Source organism: Streptomyces sp. NPDC089919 (genome assembly GCF_040684615.1).
GTDB lineage: Bacteria > Actinomycetota > Actinomycetes > Streptomycetales > Streptomycetaceae > Streptomyces.
On the sequence record NZ_JBFBGK010000005.1, the window covers coordinates 1 to 19,356 of the forward strand.

The 19,356-nt window shown below is 72.9% G+C and carries 17 protein-coding genes and 1 pseudogene; 11 read left to right on the forward strand and 7 right to left on the reverse strand.

Translation table 11 applies throughout. The annotated features are described in order from the left end of the window. Positions 1-163 precede the first annotated feature (163 nt). The 4 genes from AB0O40_RS03590 to AB0O40_RS03605 all read right to left on the reverse strand — a co-directional run bounded on the left by AB0O40_RS03590 (position 164) and on the right by AB0O40_RS03605 (position 4,529). Positions 164-1,231 (reverse strand): putative sulfate exporter family transporter, encoded by a 1,068-nt coding sequence (locus AB0O40_RS03590; RefSeq protein WP_365035206.1) that lies wholly within the window; start codon positions 1,229-1,231, stop codon positions 164-166. Next, complete coding sequence (locus tag AB0O40_RS03595; protein WP_365035208.1) at positions 1,231-1,803, reverse strand: cysteine dioxygenase family protein; 573 nt, start codon at positions 1,801-1,803, stop codon at positions 1,231-1,233. The genes AB0O40_RS03590 and AB0O40_RS03595 overlap by 1 nt, the downstream gene beginning before the upstream one ends. 175 nt (positions 1,804-1,978) lie before the next feature. Continuing rightward, on the reverse strand, positions 1,979-2,884 hold the full coding sequence (locus AB0O40_RS03600) for a LysR family transcriptional regulator (protein ID WP_365035210.1): 906 nt from the start codon (positions 2,882-2,884) through the stop codon (positions 1,979-1,981). Between the two features lie 118 nt (positions 2,885-3,002). Next, positions 3,003-4,529 (reverse strand): trypsin-like peptidase domain-containing protein, encoded by a 1,527-nt coding sequence (locus AB0O40_RS03605; RefSeq protein WP_365035212.1) that lies wholly within the window; start codon positions 4,527-4,529, stop codon positions 3,003-3,005. A 200-nt stretch (positions 4,530-4,729) separates the two neighbouring features. On the opposite strand from AB0O40_RS03605, the gene AB0O40_RS03610 reads away from it, so the two are divergent. The 3 genes and pseudogenes from AB0O40_RS03610 to AB0O40_RS03620 all read left to right on the forward strand — a co-directional run bounded on the left by AB0O40_RS03610 (position 4,730) and on the right by AB0O40_RS03620 (position 7,385). Further along, positions 4,730-5,560, forward strand: a complete 831-nt coding sequence (locus AB0O40_RS03610; protein ID WP_365035214.1) for a glycerophosphodiester phosphodiesterase — start codon at positions 4,730-4,732, stop codon at positions 5,558-5,560. 74 nt (positions 5,561-5,634) lie between these two features. Further along, positions 5,635-6,266 (forward strand): annotated as a pseudogene (locus tag AB0O40_RS03615) (ATP-binding protein). 129 nt (positions 6,267-6,395) lie between these two features. Next, positions 6,396-7,385, forward strand: coding sequence for a DUF5926 family protein (locus AB0O40_RS03620; protein ID WP_365035216.1), 990 nt, complete (start codon positions 6,396-6,398; stop codon positions 7,383-7,385). A gap of 203 nt (positions 7,386-7,588) precedes the next feature. On the opposite strand, the gene AB0O40_RS03625 is transcribed toward AB0O40_RS03620, so the two are convergent. Together AB0O40_RS03625 and AB0O40_RS03630 are read right to left on the reverse strand one after the other, a co-directional pair. Further along, positions 7,589-8,191, reverse strand: a complete 603-nt coding sequence (locus AB0O40_RS03625; RefSeq protein ID WP_365035218.1) for a hypothetical protein — start codon at positions 8,189-8,191, stop codon at positions 7,589-7,591. Between the two features lie 131 nt (positions 8,192-8,322). Then, positions 8,323-9,021 carry a bifunctional DNA primase/polymerase gene (locus AB0O40_RS03630; RefSeq protein ID WP_365035219.1) on the reverse strand — a complete coding sequence of 233 codons (699 nt, stop codon included), beginning with the start codon at positions 9,019-9,021 and terminating at the stop codon, positions 8,323-8,325. Positions 9,022-9,535: 514 nt separating this feature from the next. Here AB0O40_RS03630 and AB0O40_RS03635 point away from each other — a divergent pair. Together AB0O40_RS03635 and AB0O40_RS03640 are read left to right on the forward strand one after the other, a co-directional pair. Then, a complete protein-coding gene (locus AB0O40_RS03635; RefSeq protein WP_365035221.1) occupies positions 9,536-10,951 on the forward strand; it encodes a PP2C family protein-serine/threonine phosphatase in 1,416 nt (471 codons plus the stop codon). An 88-nt stretch (positions 10,952-11,039) separates the two neighbouring features. Then, positions 11,040-12,500: an aminopeptidase P family protein gene (locus AB0O40_RS03640; RefSeq protein WP_365035223.1), complete on the forward strand. Its 1,461-nt coding sequence runs from the start codon at positions 11,040-11,042 to the stop codon at positions 12,498-12,500. 90 nt (positions 12,501-12,590) lie between these two features. Here AB0O40_RS03640 and AB0O40_RS03645 read toward each other — a convergent pair whose 3' ends face one another. After that, positions 12,591-13,049: an ATP-binding protein gene (locus tag AB0O40_RS03645; RefSeq protein ID WP_365035225.1), complete on the reverse strand. Its 459-nt coding sequence runs from the start codon at positions 13,047-13,049 to the stop codon at positions 12,591-12,593. Between the two features lie 220 nt (positions 13,050-13,269). Here AB0O40_RS03645 and AB0O40_RS03650 point away from each other — a divergent pair, with 220 nt between their 5' ends. The 6 genes from AB0O40_RS03650 to efeB all read left to right on the forward strand — a co-directional run bounded on the left by AB0O40_RS03650 (position 13,270) and on the right by efeB (position 19,346). Then, positions 13,270-14,064: a hypothetical protein gene (locus AB0O40_RS03650; RefSeq protein WP_365035227.1), complete on the forward strand. Its 795-nt coding sequence runs from the start codon at positions 13,270-13,272 to the stop codon at positions 14,062-14,064. Between the two features lie 103 nt (positions 14,065-14,167). Then, positions 14,168-14,899, forward strand: a complete 732-nt coding sequence (locus AB0O40_RS03655; RefSeq protein ID WP_365035229.1) for a YcnI family protein — start codon at positions 14,168-14,170, stop codon at positions 14,897-14,899. Between the two features lie 101 nt (positions 14,900-15,000). Next, positions 15,001-15,651 carry an SCO family protein gene (locus tag AB0O40_RS03660; RefSeq protein ID WP_365035231.1) on the forward strand — a complete coding sequence of 217 codons (651 nt, stop codon included), beginning with the start codon at positions 15,001-15,003 and terminating at the stop codon, positions 15,649-15,651. Beyond that, positions 15,648-16,127, forward strand: a complete 480-nt coding sequence (locus AB0O40_RS03665) for a copper chaperone PCu(A)C (protein ID WP_365035233.1) — start codon at positions 15,648-15,650, stop codon at positions 16,125-16,127. The genes AB0O40_RS03660 and AB0O40_RS03665 overlap by 4 nt, the downstream gene beginning before the upstream one ends. A 22-nt stretch (positions 16,128-16,149) precedes the next feature. Further along, complete coding sequence (locus AB0O40_RS03670) at positions 16,150-18,078, forward strand: copper resistance protein CopC (RefSeq protein WP_365035235.1); 1,929 nt, start codon at positions 16,150-16,152, stop codon at positions 18,076-18,078. Positions 18,079-18,083: 5 nt separating this feature from the next. Continuing rightward, positions 18,084-19,346, forward strand: a complete 1,263-nt coding sequence (efeB, locus tag AB0O40_RS03675) for an iron uptake transporter deferrochelatase/peroxidase subunit (RefSeq protein ID WP_365035236.1) — start codon at positions 18,084-18,086, stop codon at positions 19,344-19,346. The last annotated feature ends 10 nt before the right edge of the window (positions 19,347-19,356 follow it).

A 19,356-nucleotide genomic window follows, 5' to 3' on the forward strand; every position in this document is an offset into this window, starting at 1 on the left:
CTGGTCCGGAGGCAGGCCCGGGCCTGGGATGCCCGAAGGGCACGGCGAAGCCGCGAAGTCCCAGGGGTGGGCCTGCCGCAGGGCCTGCAGGCCACAGCCGCTCAAGCGGCGGGGACCCGCACATCCCGACCGCCCGCCCGCAAAACCGCCCCACCCCCCGTCCTCAAACCGTGATCAGCACCCCCGCGTACGAGACTCCCGCGACCACCACCCAGGCGCTGAGGCCGAGCAGGGCCGCCCGGCCGCCGGTGCGGGCCAGGGTGGGCAGGTACACCGCGGTGCCCAGCCCGAAGAGGGCCGCCGCCAGCAGTCCCTCCTGCGTCCGGTGGGCGACGTCCAGCAGGGTCGACGGCAGCAGGCCCGTGGCCCGGACCCCGGCGGCGAGCAGGAAGCCCGCCACGAACAGCGGTACCGGGGCGGGCCGCTTGCCCGCCGCCGTCCGCACCCCGCTGCGCCGGGCCCGCATCGCGAAGGCCACCGCGGCGACCAGCGGGGCCAGCAGCGCCACCCGCATCAGCTTGACCAGCACCGCCTCGCCCAGCGCGGCCGGGCCGGCGGTCTGGGCGGTGGCCACGACCTGTCCGACGTCGTGCACGCTGGCGCCCACCCAGCGCCCGAACTCGGCGTCGCCCAGCCCCAACGGCCCCTGGAGGAGCGGCAGCACGGCGATGGCCAGGGTGCCGCAGAGGGTGACCAGGGCCACCGAGGCGGCCACGTCCTCCTCGTCGCTGCCGGACACCTCGCTGACCGCGCCGATCGCCGAGGCCCCGCAAATGGAGTAGCCGGTGGCGATCAGCAGCGGCTGGTCCCCCTGGAGGCCCAGCCTGCGGCCCAGCCACAGCGTGCCGAAGAAGGTGGCGGCCACCACCCCGAAGACCATCGCCACCGTGGGCCAGCCCAGTTGGAGGACCTGATCCAGACCGAGCCCCAGGCCCAGCAGCACGATGCCGATGCGCATCAGCCGGCGCCCGGCGAGGGAGAGCCCCGGCCGCCCGGCGCCCCGGACGAACGCCCGGCTGCGGGGAACGTGGGCGACGGCGATGCCGAGGACCACCGAGGCGGTGAGCATCGGCACGGCGGGCAGCAGCGCATGAACTCCGTAGGCCACCGCCGCTCCGGCCACCGCGGTCAACAGGCCCGGCCAGGTGCGTGTTTCACGTGAAACAACGGCCGGAACCACCGGCTTCGATATCCGGCCCGTCTCCGCACTCGGGCGGTTGAGGAGGGCCATCACTCCCCCGGCAGCGTGTAGACGCGGCGCACGCTGCTGCCCAGACGGATCACATCCGCGCCGTAGACGTGGATCGATATCGCCGTCGAGGAACAGGAGTTGCGCACCCGGTGGATGTCCCCGGGAGGTGCGAAGCCGCAGACCTCGCCCTGGGCGTTGACCACGTCCTCGGTGGCCACCAGCCGGGCCGCGCTGTCCGCCCCCGGCACCAGCCGGTAGCGGCGCTCGCTCTCCTCGCCCTCGTGCACCCCGGCCACGCACCAGGAGACATGGTCGTGGATCGAGGTCTGCTGGCCGGGCAGCCAGACCAGGGCCACCACCGAGAAGCTTCCGTCCGCCTCGGCGTGCACGATGTGCTGCCGGTAGCAGTTCGGGTCCCCCACCCGCTGGTCCACGGTGAGCAGGTCGGGGCTGCCCAGGTGCGGGGCGAGCCGTTCACCCACCAGGTAGGCGGTCAGGTCGGGGGCCAGTCCGCGGTCGACGACCGTACGGATCTCACCGATGAGGGCGGCCATCCGCGCGGTGACGCGGGCCGCGGGCCGGGAGGCCGGGGATGCCGTGGTGATGGTCATATGGGGAGCATCTGGCAGCCCGCCCATCACGTCCAACGACAGTTTTCACCCGAAGACCCAAGCAGAGCTTATGAATTGGCCGGGGAGCCACCCGCCCGGGGAGTGGACCCGGCACCGGCGGGGCTGCTCAGCGGCCCCTTCGGTCAGCCCTCCGCCCGGTCAGCAGCCCACCCGGTCAGCAGCCCACCCGGTTGGCCGCCACCCGCCGCAGTTCGTCGAGGACCACGGCGTTCGCCGGGATCCGCAGGTGGTCCCGGTAGGCATAGGCGGAGATGTGCCGGCGGGCCGCGGGCTCCAGCACCCGCCCGCAGACCCGGCTGAGCGAGAGCGAGGGCAGCACCAGCGCGGGCATCATCGCCACCCCGAGGCCCTGCGCGACCAGGCTCTGCACGACCAGGTTGTCATCGGTGGCGAAGACGATGTCCGGGACGAAGCCCAGCTCCGCGCACTCGTGCAGCAGGTTGGCCCGGCAGCGGGGACAGCCCGCGATCCACCGCTCCTCGGCGAGGTCGGCCAGCTGGACGGCCCGGCGCCGGGCCAGCGGATGGCCGTTGGGCAGCAGCACGGTCAGCTGGTCCTCCATCAGCCGCACCTCGGCGACCTCTTCGGGTATCTCCTCGTGCAGGCCGGGATAGGTGAAGGCCAGGGTGATGTCGCAGTCGCCGCGCAGCAGCCGCTGCAGTGAGTCCGGCGGTTCGCCGTCCAGCAGCTCGACCTTGATGCCGGGCTGGTCCTTGGCCAGGCCGCTCAGCGCCTCGGGCACCAGCGTGGCGTTCGCGCTGGGGAAGCCGCACAGCCGGACCCGGCCGGTGCGCAGCCGGGCGTACGCCTTCATCTGCTGCTGGGCGGCGGAGAGGCTGCCGAGGATGGCCTCGGAGTGCCGGGCCAGGGACTCCCCGGCCTCGGTGAGCTGCATCCGTCGGCCCACGCGGGTGAACAGCGGGGTGCCGACGGCGCGCTCGAGCGCCTTCATCTGCTGGGTGATCGCGGGCTGGGTATAGCCCAGAACACGGGCGGCCGCCGAGTAGGACCCGGCCGTGACCACCTCGTGGAACGTCCTGATGTGCCGCGAATCGAACACGCTCGAAGCATAAGCGGACGTTGGGAGGGGCCGTGGGCGGATTTCCGCCCACGGCCCCTCTCCCTCGAGTCCGGCTCTCCCCGATGACCCCTCCGAGGCGAGGAGGACCGGCCCCCGTCTAGCGGTCGCCCTCGTGGGCGCCCAGGGTGAGGTCGGTCGTGGCGGTCTTGCCGTCCCGGACGTAGGTGACCTTCACGGTGTCCCCGGGCTTGTGCGTCCAGATCTCGCTGATCAGCGTCGGGCCGCTGTCGATCGGCTTGCCGCCGAGCTGGGTGATCACGTCGCCGGGCTTCAGGCCGGCCTTGGCGGCCGGGCCGTCCGCGGTGACCGGGGCGGTGTTGCCGACGCCCTGGGTGGAGATCTTGGCGCCGTCGCCCTTGGCCTGGAGGTCCACCGAGACGCCGATGATCGGGTAGACCGGCTTGCCGGTCTTGATCAGCTGCTCGGCGACGTTCTTCGCCTGGTTGATCGGGATCGCGAAGCCGAGGCCGATCGAGCCCGACTGGGAGGCGCCGAAGCCGCCGCTGCCCGCTGACTGGATGGCGGAGTTGATGCCGATGACCGCGCCGCGGCCGTCGAGCAGCGGACCGCCGGAGTTGCCGGGGTTGATCGAGGCGTCGGTCTGCAGGGCGCTCATGTAGGAGTTCTTGCCGCCGCTGCCGTCGCCGGAGGCCACCGGGCGGTTCTTGGCGCTGACGATGCCGGTGGTGACGGTGTTCGACAGGCCGAAGGGGGCGCCGATCGCGATGGTCGAGTCGCCGACGGCGACCTTCTCCGAGTCGCCCAGCGGCAGCGGGGCCAGCCCGGCCGGCGGGTTCTTCAGCTTGAGCACGGCGACGTCGTAGCCCTGGGCCCGGCCGATCACCTCGGCCTCGTACTTGCGGCCGTTCGAGAAGGTCGCGGAGAGCTTCCCGCCGTCCGCCGCGGAGGCCACCACGTGGTTGTTGGTGAGGATGTGGCCCTGCTGGTCGTAGACGAAGCCGGTGCCGGTGCCGCCCTCGCCGTCGCCGCCCTGCGCCTCGATGGTCACCACGCTGGGCAGCGCCCGGGCGGCGAGGCCCGCAACGGAGTCCGGGTCGCGCTTGAGGTCCTTGGGGATCTCCCCGGCGCTGATGGTGGTCGAGCCGGTGTTGTCGTCGTTGCGGTCGGCGGCCCAGTAGCCGATGCCGCCGCCGATGCCGCCCGCGAGCAGCGCGGACGCCAGCACCGCGGCGATCAGGCCGCCGCGACCCCGGGGCTTGGGCGCCGGGGCCGTCTCGGGGGCGCCCCAGACCGGCCCGCCGCCACCGCCGCCGTACGCGGGCACCGCCGGCGGGGGCGGCGGCCAGCTGCCGGCGTGCTGCTGCGCGGTCGGGGCGTCGTACGGAGAACCGGCCGCGGGGGGCGCGACCGGGGGATGGGCGGGGGGTCCGGCAGCCGGCGCGGACTGGGGCGGGTACGGCTGCTGCGGGTGCGGCTGCTGCGGCGCGGCGTCATACGGCTGCGCGGGGGCGGCCGCCGGCGCCGGCTCGGCGGGCGTCGCCGGCAGCTGCCGCGTCGGCGCCTCGGGGGCCCGGTCCGGGGCGGGAGGGGCCACCGGCGCGGGGGGCGCGGACGGGGCAGCGGGGGGTGTCGGTTCCGCGGTGCCCTCGTTCTCGGTGCTCACGGCTCTCTCCTCGTCACACACGGTTTTGGCAGGTAACGGTCATGCTGCGCACGTTCCCGGGAACCAGCTTTTCCCATGCGCCGTCAGAGCACTGTAAGCCGGACCTGTGCGTCCCACCGCCATCCTTTATCCCGGGCATTTCCGGCGCATCTCCAACGGCCGGTACCCATCACCCCCCGCCCGAATGGCACCATGTCGCAGTGACCCACGCACCGCACCAGTCCAGCCGCCGGCCCGCTCAGGTCGTCGCCCACCGCGGCGCCTCCGAGGACGCCCCCGAGCACACCCTGGCCGCCTACCGGATGGCCATCGAGGACGGGGCCGACGCCCTGGAATGCGACGTCCGGCTGACCGCCGACGGCCATCTGGTCCTGGTGCACGACCGCCGCGTGAACCGCACCTCCAACGGCCGGGGCGCCGTCTCCGCGCTGGAACTGTCCGACCTGGCCGCGCTCGACTTCGGATCCTGGAAGGACCGCGAGGAGTCGCCCGACTGGGACGCCGAGGGCGCGGGCGAGCCCGACCCGGAGCGCACCTCCGTCCTCACCCTGGAGCGCCTGCTGGAGCTGGTGGCGGACGCCGGGCGGCCGGTGGAGCTGGCCATCGAGACCAAGCACCCCACCCGCTGGGCCGGACAGGTGGAGGAGCGGCTGCTCTTCCTGCTGAAGCGGTTCGGGCTGGACGCGCCCCCGGCCGGGGGCCCCTCCCCCGTACGGATCATGAGCTTCTCGGCCCGTTCGCTGCACCGGGTGCGCGCGGCGGCGCCGACCATCCCCACCGTCTACCTGATGCAGTTCATCTCCCCGCGGATGCGCGACGGGCGGCTGCCCGCCGGAGTGCGGATCGCCGGGCCCGGGATGCGGATCGTCCGCAACCACCCCGGATACATCAGGAAGCTGCAGGCCCAGGGGCATTCCGTGCACGTGTGGACCGTGAACGAACCCGAAGACGTCCAGCTCTGCCTCGATCTCGGAATCGAAGCGATCATCACCAACCGGCCCCGGCAGGTTCTGTCCCAACTCGGCCGGTAATCCCACCAGTTGCTCCACCCCCAGCCGTGACGGGGTGTGCCCCGGCGCATCCGCTCCGTATGTGGTCGTCATGAATGCGTCAGAGGGCACCCGTTGACCGGTTTCCGGTCCAGGCCATTGGGGCATTCAGACCATGCGTGGGGCTAAGGAGGTTCCGGGGGTGGCGTTGGTGGTGGCACAAGAAGTGCCCACGTCGTCGAGCATGGCCGTACCCCATGGTCCTGCGGGCGTGGGTAAGGCGAGACACCGCATGCGTGAGCAGTTGCGCATCAGCGGGGTGTCCGAATCGGTCGTCGACGATGCAGTTCTGATCCTTTCCGAGCTGCTCAGCAATGCCTGCCGGCACGGCAGGCCACTGGGCTCACAGGACGTGGGCGACGGGGACATCCGCGCGGCATGGCGGGTCGACCGGTTCGGCCGGCTGACGGTCGAGGTGACCGACGGCGGCGGGCCCACCCGCCCCGTCCCGGCGACGCCCTCGGTGACCGCGCGCGGCGGTCGCGGGCTGAACATCATCAGTGCGCTCGCCCAGGACTGGGGCGTGCGCGACGGCGCGGCCGGCGAGGTCACGGTGTGGGTGACCGTCGCCGCGGGGCACCGTCATGAGGATTTCGCTACGCGCGTCGCAGCCCCGGCCCTGGACTTCTTCACGGCCATCGCCTCCCTCGACGACCTGGAGTCCTGTCCGTTGAGTCCCGAGCGATGACGCACCCGTCCCCCGGCCGGTGACGCGTACGGCCCCCGACCGATGACGCGCCACGGCCACCCCGGTACGAACGGCTAGGCTCACGCCGACAGAGCCTCAGCACGACGCCACAACCGGGAGACACCCACGATGGCCAAGAAGCGCCCGCAGACCAAGGGAGCCCAGACCAAGGCCGGTCAGCCGCAGCTCACGGACGGTGAAATCCCGGTGGTGGGTGCCCGCGAGCCGTGCCCCTGCGGCTCCGGCCGTCGCTACAAGGCCTGCCACGGCCGCGCCGCCGCGCAGGCCGCCACCGAGCTGGTCTCTCGGCCCTTCGAGGGGCTGCCGGGCGAGTGCGACTGGGTCGCGCTGCGCGAGCTGGTACCGGCGGCCACCGTGCCGCTGTCCCTCAAGGGAGGCCTCCCCGACGGCGTGCCGTCCGTGACCCTGGCGACCGTCCTGCCGATGGCGTGGCCGGCGCTGCGCCGCGAGGACGGCTCCGTCCTCATCGGTTTGCAGAACGACACGTCCTCGGGCGACCTGGGACGCGACCTCGCCGACACCCTGGAGCGCGCCCTCGTCGCGGAGCCGGGAACTCCGGTTTCTGCCCGCCGTGTTCCCGCCGAAGGGCCCCGACTTCAGGATCTCCTGGCCGCGGACGGCGTTTTCGAGCCGGTTGTGCACACCGGATTCGAATTCTGGATTCCGGAGTCGGAGAGCGCCGCCAACGCGTCCCCGGAGATCGCCGCCTCGCTCGAGCGCGCCAACGCCGCGGCGATCCCGACCGTGAAGCTCACCGGCGTCGACGCCGCCTACTGGTGCGAGACCCCGGAGAAGAACCACCTGCGCTGGGTGATGCCGCACGCCGAGGAGAAGCTGCTGGACGCGCTGGCCCGGCTGCACGCGGCGGGCGAGACCTCGCTGGGCGAGGGCACCCGGCTCGTCGGCTCCTTCCGGGCCCACGGCCTGATGGTCCCGGTCTGGGACCTGCCGACCGGGACGACCGCCGAGCACGTCGAGAAGCCGGCCGCGCAGTTCGCCGAGCGACTGGCAAAGGCGCTGGCCACGGACGCGCCGCTGACCGCCGAGGAGCGTCGGGCCCGTGGCGGACTCACCAACCGCCAGGTGACGCTGAGCTGACCCGGGGCGCCCGGAAGGCCGCCGGCCGGTCGATCAGTCCGACCGGCCGGTTTGGTGACTGGGGTCACAACTCCCGCTAATCGTCGGCAAATCGGTTGTCCGAATATCCGAGATCGAATTTGCGAACGAGCGATCTCTTGTTACCGTTCTTGTAGCCCGGTCGCTGGTGCATCCCCCGTCGCCAGCGACCGGGCCCTTCCATTTCAACCGTCGCCCGTGGTCCGTGAGTTGCTTCCGGCCCGGAGCAGAAGCGGACCGTTCCCATCCGGAACGGCAAACTCCGCCACGGCGGAGTACTCCTCCGGCTCTCCCGCGGCCGGCTCGCGCGGGGTCTCGCAGATCCCCGGCTCGTCTCCCGCCGCCACCGCGCAGGTGATCCGTACGGTCCGCCCGGCGGGAGCCATCAGCGTCAGCACCGCGTCCAGCGGACGGCCCGTGGCGTTGCGGTAGTAGGTCCGCGCCCAGGTCCGAGCCCCCTCGGCCAGCACGCAGGTCTGCCCCTCCACGCCTTCGGGGGAGGAGAGTTCGGGCCCGCAGCGGGTACCGGCCGGCTGCCCCTTCGCGTCCTCCGCGCCGGCGCCGGGCGCCGCATCGTGACCGGCCGCGGGAGCCGGCGCCCGACCCGGGCGCTGCACCCCGTGGCCCGCGCCGTGCCCCGCTCCGGAACCGTCGGAACCACCGAGTCCGAGGGTGGCGAGCAACCCGCCCGCGCCCCCCTCCGACAGCGGTCCGGCCGTCGCCGCCGCGAGCGGGAGGGAGAGGGCGATCAGCACGCCGGCGCCGATGCCGATCAAGCGGAGGTTCATTCGGCGAAGATAGCGACGCGCGGCCCGGCGACGGCCGGTCGCGCGCCCAATTCCCCTGGAACTCGGCCCTGCTCGCACCCGTTCGAGTGAAGAGCCCGTCGGCCGCCGGTCGATGGCGGCCGCGGCCGGGCTCAGTAGGCCAGTCGGCTGCCGCCCCCGGGGGTGGCGGTGCTCGCCTCGACCAGCGCGTCGACCACGGCCTCCACGTCCGGCAGCCAGGGCCGCGCGGAGCCGGGCAGCGGCGCCCGCTCCCAGCGCGCCTGCGCGGCACCGGCCGTCCCGGCCGCGGGCGGCAGCAGCAGGTACCCGCCCTCGCCGTGGAAGCGCAGCGAGGCCGGCACCCGGTCCTTGGCGTGCAGCAGCTCGCCGAGCCGCTCGAGGGAGTACGGGGCGACCAGGAGGGACATCCGGGTCGGGGTGGCGACGACCGGGCCGAGCCGCAGGCCCTGCTCGTCGAGCCGGGCCAGGGCGCGGGCCCCGGCGGCGGCGGGGAGGCTGACCGCGCAGGGGGCGCTGCCGCCGGTCGCGAGGATCAGCGGCGCCGCCGGCCGGTTGGTCCACCACCAGCGCACCATCCGCGCGTCGGTGGTGGCGGCCAGCAGCCCGGGGTCGAAGGGGTGGGCACCGGGCACCACGCAGTCGGGGTCGGGGCAGGCGCAGCGCGCCTCCGCCGCCGTCCGGCCACCGCTCGGGGCGGCCGGGCCGACGCCGGGGAGCACCGGCCACCGCCAGAGGGTGGCGCAGGTCAGAGCCGCGTCCAGGAGGACGGGGGGTCCGCCGCGCCGGGGGCGCCGGAGCCGCTGGAGACGCCTTCCGAGGATCTCGCGCATGAGCGCTCGTTCCTTTCCGTTGAACGCCGAGGGCCACATCACACCATGTATGCGGTGTTTCACCACACGTACACGTTTCGCGTTTTCGTCCGCTTTAGTCAGGTTTACGCGGTTCGTGCCGTTCTTGCGGGCTTACGGGGTCCGTGCAACTCCCCCAGCTGATGCCGGGAGCGCCCCCAGGTGTGGCCGACGCGCTACTCGCGTCGTCTGGTTCCAGGGTTCCGCCAACTACCCCTGGCCATCACCGGTTACGTACCCGTCACGCACGATATGACGCTCTGCCGGACCAGTTCAGTCGACCGCAAAAGACGTCCACTCTCGGCATTTTTCGGCCAAGTTCGAGCCTTGGCGATACGGGGAGTTGTCGTACCACGGACACCAGGATTCCCACCTGGGCAATGCTGGACATCGCTCCACATCTGCGTGTAGATGTGGAGCCATTGATGGCGGCGCAGAGTGATCTGGGGGTCGCAATGTTTTATGGCGAATCGCACCAGGTGGAAAGGCGGCTGCCATGAGCGCCCCGCAGCTGCCGAAAGTGGCTGGAATCGATCCGGCAGTTCCCACCCCCGCGCACACTGTCGCGCCCGTCCCCGCGCGGCCGGCGCCCGCACCCACCCACGCCCCCGCACCGGGCACGGTCATCCAGGACCGGCTGGCCGGCTGGGTCTCCGACCTCACCACCCTGCACGAGCTCACCGAACGCCTCGCGCGCACCCGCGACCTCGAGGACTCCCTGCGCGAGGTGCTGAGCGCCGGAGCCGCACTGGTCGGCGCCCGCCGCGGACTGGTCGTGCTCGAACCGGCCGACGGCCTCGGGCCCGCCCAGACCGTCGGGCTGGGCCTGGGCCACGCCGACCTCGGGCACATCGAGACGGTGCCCCGCAGCGCCACCCCCTACGGCCGCATCCTCGACGGACTGCCCGACGCCCAGGGCGGAGCCGAGCAGCTTCCCGACCCGGACCAGGCCCCCGGCCAGGACGGCTACGCGGCCCCCGTCGACCCCCGGCACCGCGAGGTCGCCGCCCGGCTCGGCTACGCCGCCAGCTACGCCCTGCCGCTGGCCGCCGAGCCCCTGGGCCGGCTGGGCGCGGCCGTGTGGCTGTACGACGAGCACACCGAGCCGACCGAGCGCCAGCGGCACCTCACGGGCCTCTACGTCCGGTACGCCGCGGAACACGTGGCCCGGGTCCTGGAGGTGACGCGGGCCCGCACCCGGCTCGCCACCGTCGCCGAGGAGCTGCTGCCCAGCCGGCTGCCCCGGGTCGCCGGGGTCCGGCTGGCCGCCCGGCACCGGACCGGACCCCGCGGCGGCGGCGACTGGTACGACGCGCTGCCGCTGCCCGAGGGCGCGCTCGGGCTGGCCGTCGGCTCCGTCACCGGCTCGGGCCCGAGCGCCGTGGCCGCGATGGGCCGGCTGCGCGCCTCCCTGCGGGCCTACGCCGTGATGGAGGGCGAGGACCCGGTCGCCGTCCTGTCCGACCTGGAGCTGCTGCTCCGGCTGACCGAGCCGGCCCGCTCGGCCACCGCCCTCTTCGCCTACTGCGAGCCGGCCCGGCGCAAGATCATCCTGGCCGGGGCGGGGCACGCACCCCCGCTGCTGATCGGAGAGCACCGGACCGAGTACGTCGAGACCTCGCTCTCCGCACCGCTGGGGATGCTCTCGTGCTGGGAGGCGCCCAGCGTGGAGGTGGACCCGGCCCCCGGAGAAACGGTGCTGCTGTACACCGACGGACTGCTGCAGCGGACCGGCGACTCGATGGACCGGGCCTTCGCCCGGCTGCACGCCGCCGCCGCGAGCGTGCCGCGCACGGTCCGGGACGACCCGGCCGGGCTCTGCGACCACATCCTGCGCACCGTCCTGCCGGAAGGCCGGGACGAGACGGACTCCGAAGAGGACATCGTGCTGCTCGCCGCCCGTTTTGACTGATATGTCACAGGCGCTCCTGGGTGCCTTCCCCTCGCACATACGATGGATGAGGTCCGTACCCGGTCCGTGTCGTATCTGAGGAGAAGACGTGGCTGACGAGCTCACCCCGGAGACCCCGGAAGAAGAGCAGCCGAAGAAGCACAAGCAGCGGAAGAACGGTCTCTACCCCGGCGTGTCCGACGAGCTCGCGGAAAGCATGCGGACCGGCTGGGCGGACACCGAGCTGCACGGCCTGGAGCCGATCGCGCAGGCCGGCCACACCGCCGCGCGCCGGGCCGGGCTGTCCGCGCGCTTCCCGGGTGAGCGCCTGGTCGTCCCCGCGGGTCGCCTGAAGACCCGCTCGAACGACACCGAGTACCCCTTCCGCGCCTCCACCGAGTACGCGTACCTGACCGGCGACCAGACCGAGAACGGCGTGCTCGTCCTCGAGCCCACCACCGACGGTCACACCGCCACCCTGTACCTGCTGCCCCGTTCGGACCGGGAGAACGGCGAGTTCTGGCTGTCCGGCCAGGGCGAGCTGTGGGTCGGCCGCCGCCACTCCCTCACCGAGGCCGAGCAGCTGCTGGGCCTCCCGGTGAAGGACGTCCGCACGGTCGCCGAGGAGCTGACCGAGGCCACCGGACCGGTCCGCGTGGTCCGCGGCCACGACGCGGTGATCGAGGGTGCGCTGACCGACAAGGTCACCGCCGAGCGCGACGAGGAACTGCGCGTCTACCTCTCCGAGGCCCGCGCGGTGAAGGACGAGTTCGAGATCGGCGAGCTGCAGAAGGCCGTCGACTCCACCGTCCGCGGCTTCGAGGACGTCGTGAAGGTCCTCGACAAGGCCGAGGCCACCAGCGAGCGCTACATCGAGGGCACCTTCTTCCTGCGCGCCCGCGTCGAGGGCAACGACATCGGCTACGGCTCCATCTGCGCCGCCGGTGCCCACGCCTGCACCCTCCACTGGGTCCGCAACGACGGCGCGGTCCGCTCCGGCGACCTGCTGCTGCTCGACGCCGGTGTGGAGACGCACTCCCTCTACACCGCCGACGTCACCCGCACGCTGCCGATCAACGGCACGTACACCGACATCCAGCGCAAGATCTACGACGCGGTGTACGAGTCCCAGGAGGCGGGCATCGCGGCCGTCAAGCCGGGCGCCAAGTTCCGCGACTTCCACGACGCCTCGCAGCACGTGCTCGCCGAGAAGCTGGTCGAGTGGGGCCTGCTGGAGGGCCCGGTCGAGCGCGTCCTGGAGCTGGGCCTGCAGCGCCGCTGGACCCTGCACGGCACCGGCCACATGCTCGGCATGGACGTCCACGACTGCGCCGCCGCGCGCACCGAGGCGTACGTCGACGGCACCCTGGAGCCGGGCATGTGCCTGACGGTCGAGCCGGGTCTGTACTTCCAGGCCGACGACCTGACCGTGCCGGAGGAGTACCGGGGCATCGGCGTCCGGATCGAGGACGACATCCTCGTCACCGAGGACGGCAACAAGAACCTCTCCGCCGGCCTGCCGCGCCGGTCCGACGAGGTCGAGGCGTGGATGGCCCGCCTCAAGGGCTGAGCCTTCGCATCGCGGGGCGGGGACCGTACCCGGTCCTCGCCCTTCGGCGTTCCCGGGGGCTGTTTCACGTGAAACAGCCGGGTGGCGGGGTCAGGACGCCGGCAGCAGGGCGCCCTCGCGCCATTTGAGGATCTTGTCGAAGCTGACCACCGCACCCCGGCCGGGCCGGTTGCGGAACCGCACGTGGTCGGCGAGCTCTTCGATGAGCCCGAGCCCCCTGCCGTGCTCACTGGTCACGGCCGCCGGCACCGGGACCGGCTCCCGCCGGCCGAGGTGGGACGGGAAGCCCGGGCCGCAGTCGGTCACCTCGATGCGGCAGGTGTCCCCGTCCAGATAGGCGGTCACCCGGTACGCCTCGCTCGCCGGGGCGTCGTCCCGCGCCCCGCCGTGCTCCACGGCATTGGCGCACGCCTCGGTCAGGGCCACCGAGAGGTCGTAGGACACGTCCGGATCCACACCCGCGGTCTCCATCGTCCCCATCAGCAGGCGTCTCGCGAGCGGAACGCTCGCCGCCTCACGCCGCAGGTGCAGAGACCACCAGATGCTCATGTTCCAAGCCTCCCGGCCGCGGCTCGACATACCGATACCTATTGCCGCCCGGACCCCGCGGTAAGCCCCTCGTGGATGCCAGAGCACTCATTTGGCCGATGTACGCGCCCTTTGCGCCGGTGTATGTGGGCCAGGAGGGGGATGGGTCCACCGTGCATCGAGGGAGGCTCCAGCCCCTGCCGTATGAATGGACCAGGCGCAGTGCGATGATGGCCCGGCCATGCCTACCCCCCGCCCGATGCGCGCCGGAGCCGGACTGCGGCTCGTCAGGGCCGCGGTGTTCACCGCGGTCTGCGTCGTGCTGTCCGCGGTGGGACACGCGCTGGCCTCCTGCGCGAGCGTGCCCTGGTGGGCACTGTGCGCGGGATTCCTGCTGGTCTTCGCCGCGGCGGCGCCGCTGGCGGGCCGGCGGCGTTCGCTGCCGGGGATCGCCGGCGCCCTCGCGGGCGGCCAACTCGCCCTGCACGCCCTCTTCGGGCTCGGTCAGCACACGGCCACGGCCCGGCCGGCCGATGCGGACACCTCGCTGGCGGCGCTGGCCGCCCGGCTGGTCTGCGGGGGCAACACCCTCCCGCTGAGCCCGGCCGAGGCCCGGCACGTGCTGATGGTGGCCGGAATCAACCCTCCGGCGGCCACGGCCGGCCACGCCCACCTGCACGCGGGCCACATGATGGGCACCGCGGCCACCGGTACGGGACCCGCCACCGGCTTGTTCTCCCTGCCCATGGTGCTCGGTCACCTGCTCGCGGCGCTGGCCGCCGGCTGGCTGCTCGGGCGTGGTGACGAGGCGTTGTTCCAGCTGGTGCGGCTGTCCGCCGGCACCGGTCCGGGGCACTCGCTCCGGCTGGCCATGGCCCTCGTACGCGCGCTGCGGCGCGGGCTGTCCGGACTGGTGCCGGACGCCCCCTGGCGCACCGGGGCTTCGCCCGCCGAGGAAACGCGGACCGGCCGGGAGGCACTTCTGCACGCGGTGATCAGGCGCGGCCCGCCCCCGGCGTACGCCCTCGCCGCCTGATCCGGCATCCGCTTCACGCCCCGACTCGACGGGAGCGGCGGTGCCGTCGTGCCCGCGCGCCCGCGCGGCGCCTTCCGTCCTCCTGTCCAGTGGAGTCCCTGCCATGAAGTCCTCTCGCGTCTCCTTCGTCGCCGCCCTCGCCGCCGGTTCCGTCCTGGTGCTCTCCGGCACCGCCTTCGCGCACGTCAGCGTGCAGCCCGGGCAGGCCGAGAAGGGCGGCTACAGCACCATCGCCTTCAAGGTGCCCAACGAGCGCGACAACGCCTCCACCGTCAAGGTCGAGGTGACGCTGCCCGCCGACCACCCGCTCGCCTCGGTCATGCCGCAGGACCTGCCGGGCTGGAAGGTGGAGGTCACCAAGAGCAAGCTCGCCAAGCCGCTGACCATCCACGGCAAGCAGATCACCGAGGCGGTCACCAAGGTCACCTGGTCCGGCGGCAAGATCGAGCCGGGCCGCTTCCAGCAGTTCCCGCTCTCCGTGGGCCAGCTGCCGGAGGACGCCGACCAGCTGGTCTTCAAGGCGATCCAGACCTACAGCAACAACGAGGTCGTGCGCTGGATCGAGGAGACCAAGGAAGGCGCGGAGGAGCCCGAGAACCCGGCTCCCGTGCTGAAGCTGGTCGCGGGCACCGGTGAGGACCACCACGACGGCGCCGCGGGCAAGGACGCCACCAAGACGGACGCCAAGGCCGGCCACGACGAGCACGGCGACGCCGAGAAGGCCTCCGCCGCCGGCACCTCGGACACCACCGCCCGCGCCCTGGGCATCGTCGGCATCCTCGTCGGCGTCGTCGGCGTGGCCTTCGGTGTGCTCTCGCGGCGTCGCGCCTCCTGATCCGGTACGCCTGACGTACGCGACTCCCGGCGCACCCGCGCCGGGACGCGCGGACGCGGTCCCGTACACCCCGAACCACCCCGATCACAGGGAACCAACCCATGCGCACCACACGTGTGACGGCCGCCGCCCTTGCGGTGGCGGCCGCGCTCGCGCTGTCCGCCTGCGGCAGCGACTCCGACAAGAACAACGCGGTCGCGGAGGTGAACGCCCCGGCCAAGTCCAAGCCGGGGACCGTCCTCGACCGGCCCTTCCAGAAGCCGGGCCTGATCCTCACGGACACCCACGGCAAGCAGTTCGACCTGCGGGCGCAGACCAAGGGCAAGCCGACGCTGATCTACTTCGGCTACACGCACTGCCCCGACGTCTGCCCACTGACGATGAGCAACATCGCGGTCGCCAAGAAGGCCCTGCCCCAGGCGGAGCAGGACAAGCTCCAGGTCGTCTTCGTCACCACCGACCCGGAGCGGGACACCCCCGCCTCCCTCGGCACCTGGCTGAAGGCGCAGGACCCCGCGTTCATCGGGCTGACCGGCGACTTCAACACCATCCAGGCCGGCGCCCGGACCATGGGCATCGGCATCGACCCCCCGAAGAAGCAGCCCGACGGCAGCGTCGTCTCCATGCACGGGGCACAGGTCATCGCCTTCTCCCCGAAGACCGACGAGGGCTACGTCCTGTACGGCGAGAGCACCACCGCCGACGACTACACCAAGGACCTGCCGAAGATCATCAAGGGGGAGAACCCGTGAACCGCCGCACCACCCGCCGTACCGCCCTCTTCGCCACGGCTGCGCTGACCGCCGCCTTCGCCATAGCGGGCTGCTCGGACTCCTCCGACTCGGCCAAGGACGGCAAGCCCGTCCTGAAGGTCACCGGGGCGTTCATGCCCCAGCCCGTCACCTCCGAGATGGCCGGCGGCTTCATGGTCATCGAGAACACCTCGGACACGGCCGACAAGCTGACGTCGGTGACCAGCACCATCTCCGACGACGTCCAGGTCCACGAGACCAAGGACCAGAAGATGCAGCAGGTCAAGTCGATGGACGTGCCCGCGAACGGCGAGCTCCGGCTGGAGCGCGGCGGCAGCCACGTCATGTTCATGGGGCTGAAGAACACGCCGAAGGTCGGCGACAAGGTCGCCGTCGAGCTGCACTTCGAGAAGGCCGACCCGGTCAAGGTCGAGCTGGACGTGAAGGAACGGACCTACAACTCGACGCACCACTGACGGACTGAGGGACTGACACGCCATGACGGCCACCGCCCCCGCCCCCGCCCGGTTGCTCCGGCTGCTGCTCGCCGTGGCAGCCCTGCTGGGCTCGCTCCTCGTCACCGCCGCACCGGCCGTGGCGCACGCCGCGCTGACCGAGAGCAACCCGAAGGACGGGGCGGTGGTCTCCACGGCGCCCTCCCAGGTCACCCTCACCTTCTCCGAGGAAGTGGCCATCGGCGAGAACTCCATCCGGGTCATGGACCCGAGCGGGAAGCGCGCCGACACCGGTGAGCAGCGCAACCTCTGCGACGGCTCCGTGGTGAAGTACGGCGTCCAGCTGCACAGCGGCCTGCCCCGGGGCACCTACACGGTGGCCTGGCAGGCCGTCTCCGCCGACAGCCACCCGGTCTCCGGCGCCTTCACCTTCTCCGTGGGCGCCCCGTCCAAGACCGCCGTCGCCCTGCCCGAGCAGAAGGTGGGCGGCGGGCCGGTGGGACTCGCCTACGGGGTGGCCCGGTACGCCGCCTACGCGGGCTTCATCCTGCTGGTCGGCGGCTCGGCGTTCGTGCTGCTGTGCTGGCGCCGCGGGGCCGGCGTCCGGCCCGTCCAGCGCGTCGTCCTCGGTGGCTGGGTCACCCTGACGGCGGCCACGCTGGCGATGCTCGCGCTGCGCAACCCCTACACGGGATCGGGCAAGTTCGCCGACGCCTTCGACCTCGACGGGCTGAAGGCCGTCCTGGACACCAAGACCGGCGCCTCCCTCGTCTCCCGGCTGCTGCTGCTCGGCGCCGCCGCGCTGTTCATGGCCGTGCTCTTCGGTGCCTTCGCGCGCCGGCAGCAGGCCGAGCCGGCGCCTGAGGAGGCGGAGCAGCACCGCAAGGAGACCGGCGACCTCACCTTCGGCCTCGGCCTGGGCGGGCTGGTCATCAGCGCCGGCATCGCCGCCACCTGGGCACTGGCCGAGCACGCCTCGACCGGGATCCAGCCCGGCATAGCCATGCCGGTGGACATCCTGCACCTGCTCGCCGTGGCCGGCTGGCTGGGCGGGCTGACCACCCTGCTGGTCGCCCTGCACCGGGTGCCGGACCTGGACCGGGCAGCGGTGCGCCGGTTCTCCCGGGTCGCCTTCAGCAGCGTGCTGCTGCTCGCCGCCACCGGGCTCTACCAGGCCTGGCGGCAGCTCGGCAGCTGGTCGGCGCTGACCGACACCTCGTACGGCCGGCTCCTGATGGTCAAGGTCGGACTGGTGGCCCTGCTGGTCGGCATCGCCTCGATCTCCCGGCGCTGGACGGGCCGGCTGGCGGAGGCCGGCGCCGTTGTTTCACGTGAAACCGAAGCGGAGGCCGAGGAAGAGGCCGAAGCCGAGCCGGTGACCGTGCCCGCGGACCCGAAGCGGGCCGCGCAACTGGCCCGGCAGCGGGCCGCCCGGACCACCGCCCGGGAGAAGAAGGAACGCAACGCCGATGTGGACCGCTCGGGGCTGCGCCGCTCGGTGCTCGCCGAGGCCTCGGTGGCCGTGGTCCTGCTGGCCGTGACCACCGTCCTCACCAGCACGGAGCCGGGGCGCACCGCCGAGCTGGAGGCCGGCCGGACCGGTGGGGCCGCATCGACCGCCGTGCCCAACCGGCCGATCAAGTTCACCCTGCCGTTCGACACCGGCGGCGAGGACGGCCAGGGCACCGTGCGCCTCAGCCTGGACCCGGGCCTGACCGGGGCCAACACGCTGCACCTGTGGCTGGACCGGCCCAACGGCAAGCCGCTGGACGCCCCCGAGGTCAAGGTGGCCTTCACCCTGCCCGCCAAGGACCTCGGCCCCCTGCCGCTGACCCCCGACCACGCGGCCAGCGGCCACTGGACGGCGTCCGGGGTCCAGCTGCCGCTCGCCGGAGAATGGCGCATCGACGTGACGGTGCGGACCTCCGACGTCGACCAAGTGACCGTGAAGAAGAACGTGAAGATCGGCTGACCAGCGTGACCGAGACCGACATCGAGATTTCCAGGCGGCGGCTGCTGGGCACCGTCGGTGCCGCGGGGGCCGCCGGGCTCGCACTGGGCGGGACGGGCGGTGCGCTCGTCCACTCGGCGCTCTCGGACGGACCGGCGGACGGCGCTCCCGCGGCCGGGGGCGCCCTCGGCAGCACCGCCGTCGCCTTCCACGGCGAGCACCAGGCCGGCATCACCACCCCCGGCCAGGCCAAGGGCCATGTCCTCGCCTTCGACCTGAAGCCGGGGGCCGGCCGCAAGGAGGCCGCCGCCCTGCTGCGCCGCTGGTCGGAGACGGCCCGCCGGCTGATGGCCGGGGAGCCGGCGGGGGCCGGGGACACCGGCATCGCGCTGGACGCGGGCCCCTGCGCGCTGAGCGTCACCTTCGGCTTCGGGTACAGCTTCTTCGACCGGACGGGCCTGACCGCCCGCCGGCCGGTGGCGCTGGATCCGCTGCCGGCCTTCTCCTCGGACGTCCTCGACCCCAAGCGCAGCAACGGCGATCTGTGGGTGCAGATCGGGGCGGACGACGGGCTGGTCGCCTTCCACGCACTGCGGGCCCTGCAGAAGGACGCCGGTGACGCCGCCTCGGTGCGCTGGCAGATGAACGGCTTCAACCGGGCGCCGGGCGCCACGGCCTCGCCGATGACCAGCCGCAACCTGATGGGACAGGTCGACGGCACGGCCAACCCGAAGCCCGCCGACAAGGACTTCGACCGGCGGATCTTCGTCCCGGACGCCGGGCCCGGCCCGGCCGGGCACGCCTGGATGGCCGGCGGCTCGTACGCGGTGGTCCGGCGGATCCGGATGCTGCTGGACCCCTGGGAGAAGCTGGCGCTCGCCAAGCAGGAGCAGGTGATCGGCCGCCGGAAGGCGGACGGCGCGCCGCTGACCGGTGGGACCGAGACCACCGAGATGGACCTGAACAAGCTGGGGGCGGACGGCAAGCCGGTGATCCCCTCCAACGCGCACGCCCGGATCTCGGCACCCGCACAGAACGGCGGGGCGGCGATGCTGCGCCGGCCGTTCTCGTACCACGACGGGATCGGGCCGGACGGCGCCCCGGACGCGGGACTGCTCTTCATCTGCTGGCAGGCCGATCCGCTGCGCGGCTTCGTGCCGGTGCAGCGCAAGCTGGACCGGGGCGACGCGCTGTCCGAGTTCATCCGCCACGAGTCCAGCGGCCTCTACGCCGTCCCGGGCGGCCCGCGCCCGGGCGAGTACGTCGGGCAGCGGCTTCTCGAAGCGTGAACGGGCCCGC

Excerpts from the sequence above, each read along its gene's own strand:
- AB0O40_RS03590 (WP_365035206.1), bottom strand. The coding sequence starts at position 1,231 with ATGGCCCTCCTCAACCGCCCGAGTGCGGAGACGGGCCGGATATCGAAG.
- AB0O40_RS03595 (WP_365035208.1), bottom strand. The coding sequence starts at position 1,803 with ATGACCATCACCACGGCATCCCCGGCCTCCCGGCCCGCGGCCCGCGTC.
- AB0O40_RS03620 (WP_365035216.1), top strand. The coding sequence starts at position 6,396 with ATGGCCAAGAAGCGCCCGCAGACCAAGGGAGCCCAGACCAAGGCCGGT.
- AB0O40_RS03625 (WP_365035218.1), bottom strand. The coding sequence starts at position 8,191 with ATGAACCTCCGCTTGATCGGCATCGGCGCCGGCGTGCTGATCGCCCTC.
- AB0O40_RS03630 (WP_365035219.1), bottom strand. The coding sequence starts at position 9,021 with ATGCGCGAGATCCTCGGAAGGCGTCTCCAGCGGCTCCGGCGCCCCCGG.
- AB0O40_RS03635 (WP_365035221.1), top strand. The coding sequence starts at position 9,536 with ATGAGCGCCCCGCAGCTGCCGAAAGTGGCTGGAATCGATCCGGCAGTT.
- AB0O40_RS03645 (WP_365035225.1), bottom strand. The coding sequence starts at position 13,049 with ATGAGCATCTGGTGGTCTCTGCACCTGCGGCGTGAGGCGGCGAGCGTT.
- AB0O40_RS03650 (WP_365035227.1), top strand. The coding sequence starts at position 13,270 with ATGCCTACCCCCCGCCCGATGCGCGCCGGAGCCGGACTGCGGCTCGTC.
- AB0O40_RS03655 (WP_365035229.1), top strand. The coding sequence starts at position 14,168 with ATGAAGTCCTCTCGCGTCTCCTTCGTCGCCGCCCTCGCCGCCGGTTCC.
- AB0O40_RS03660 (WP_365035231.1), top strand. The coding sequence starts at position 15,001 with ATGCGCACCACACGTGTGACGGCCGCCGCCCTTGCGGTGGCGGCCGCG.
- AB0O40_RS03670 (WP_365035235.1), top strand. The coding sequence starts at position 16,150 with ATGACGGCCACCGCCCCCGCCCCCGCCCGGTTGCTCCGGCTGCTGCTC.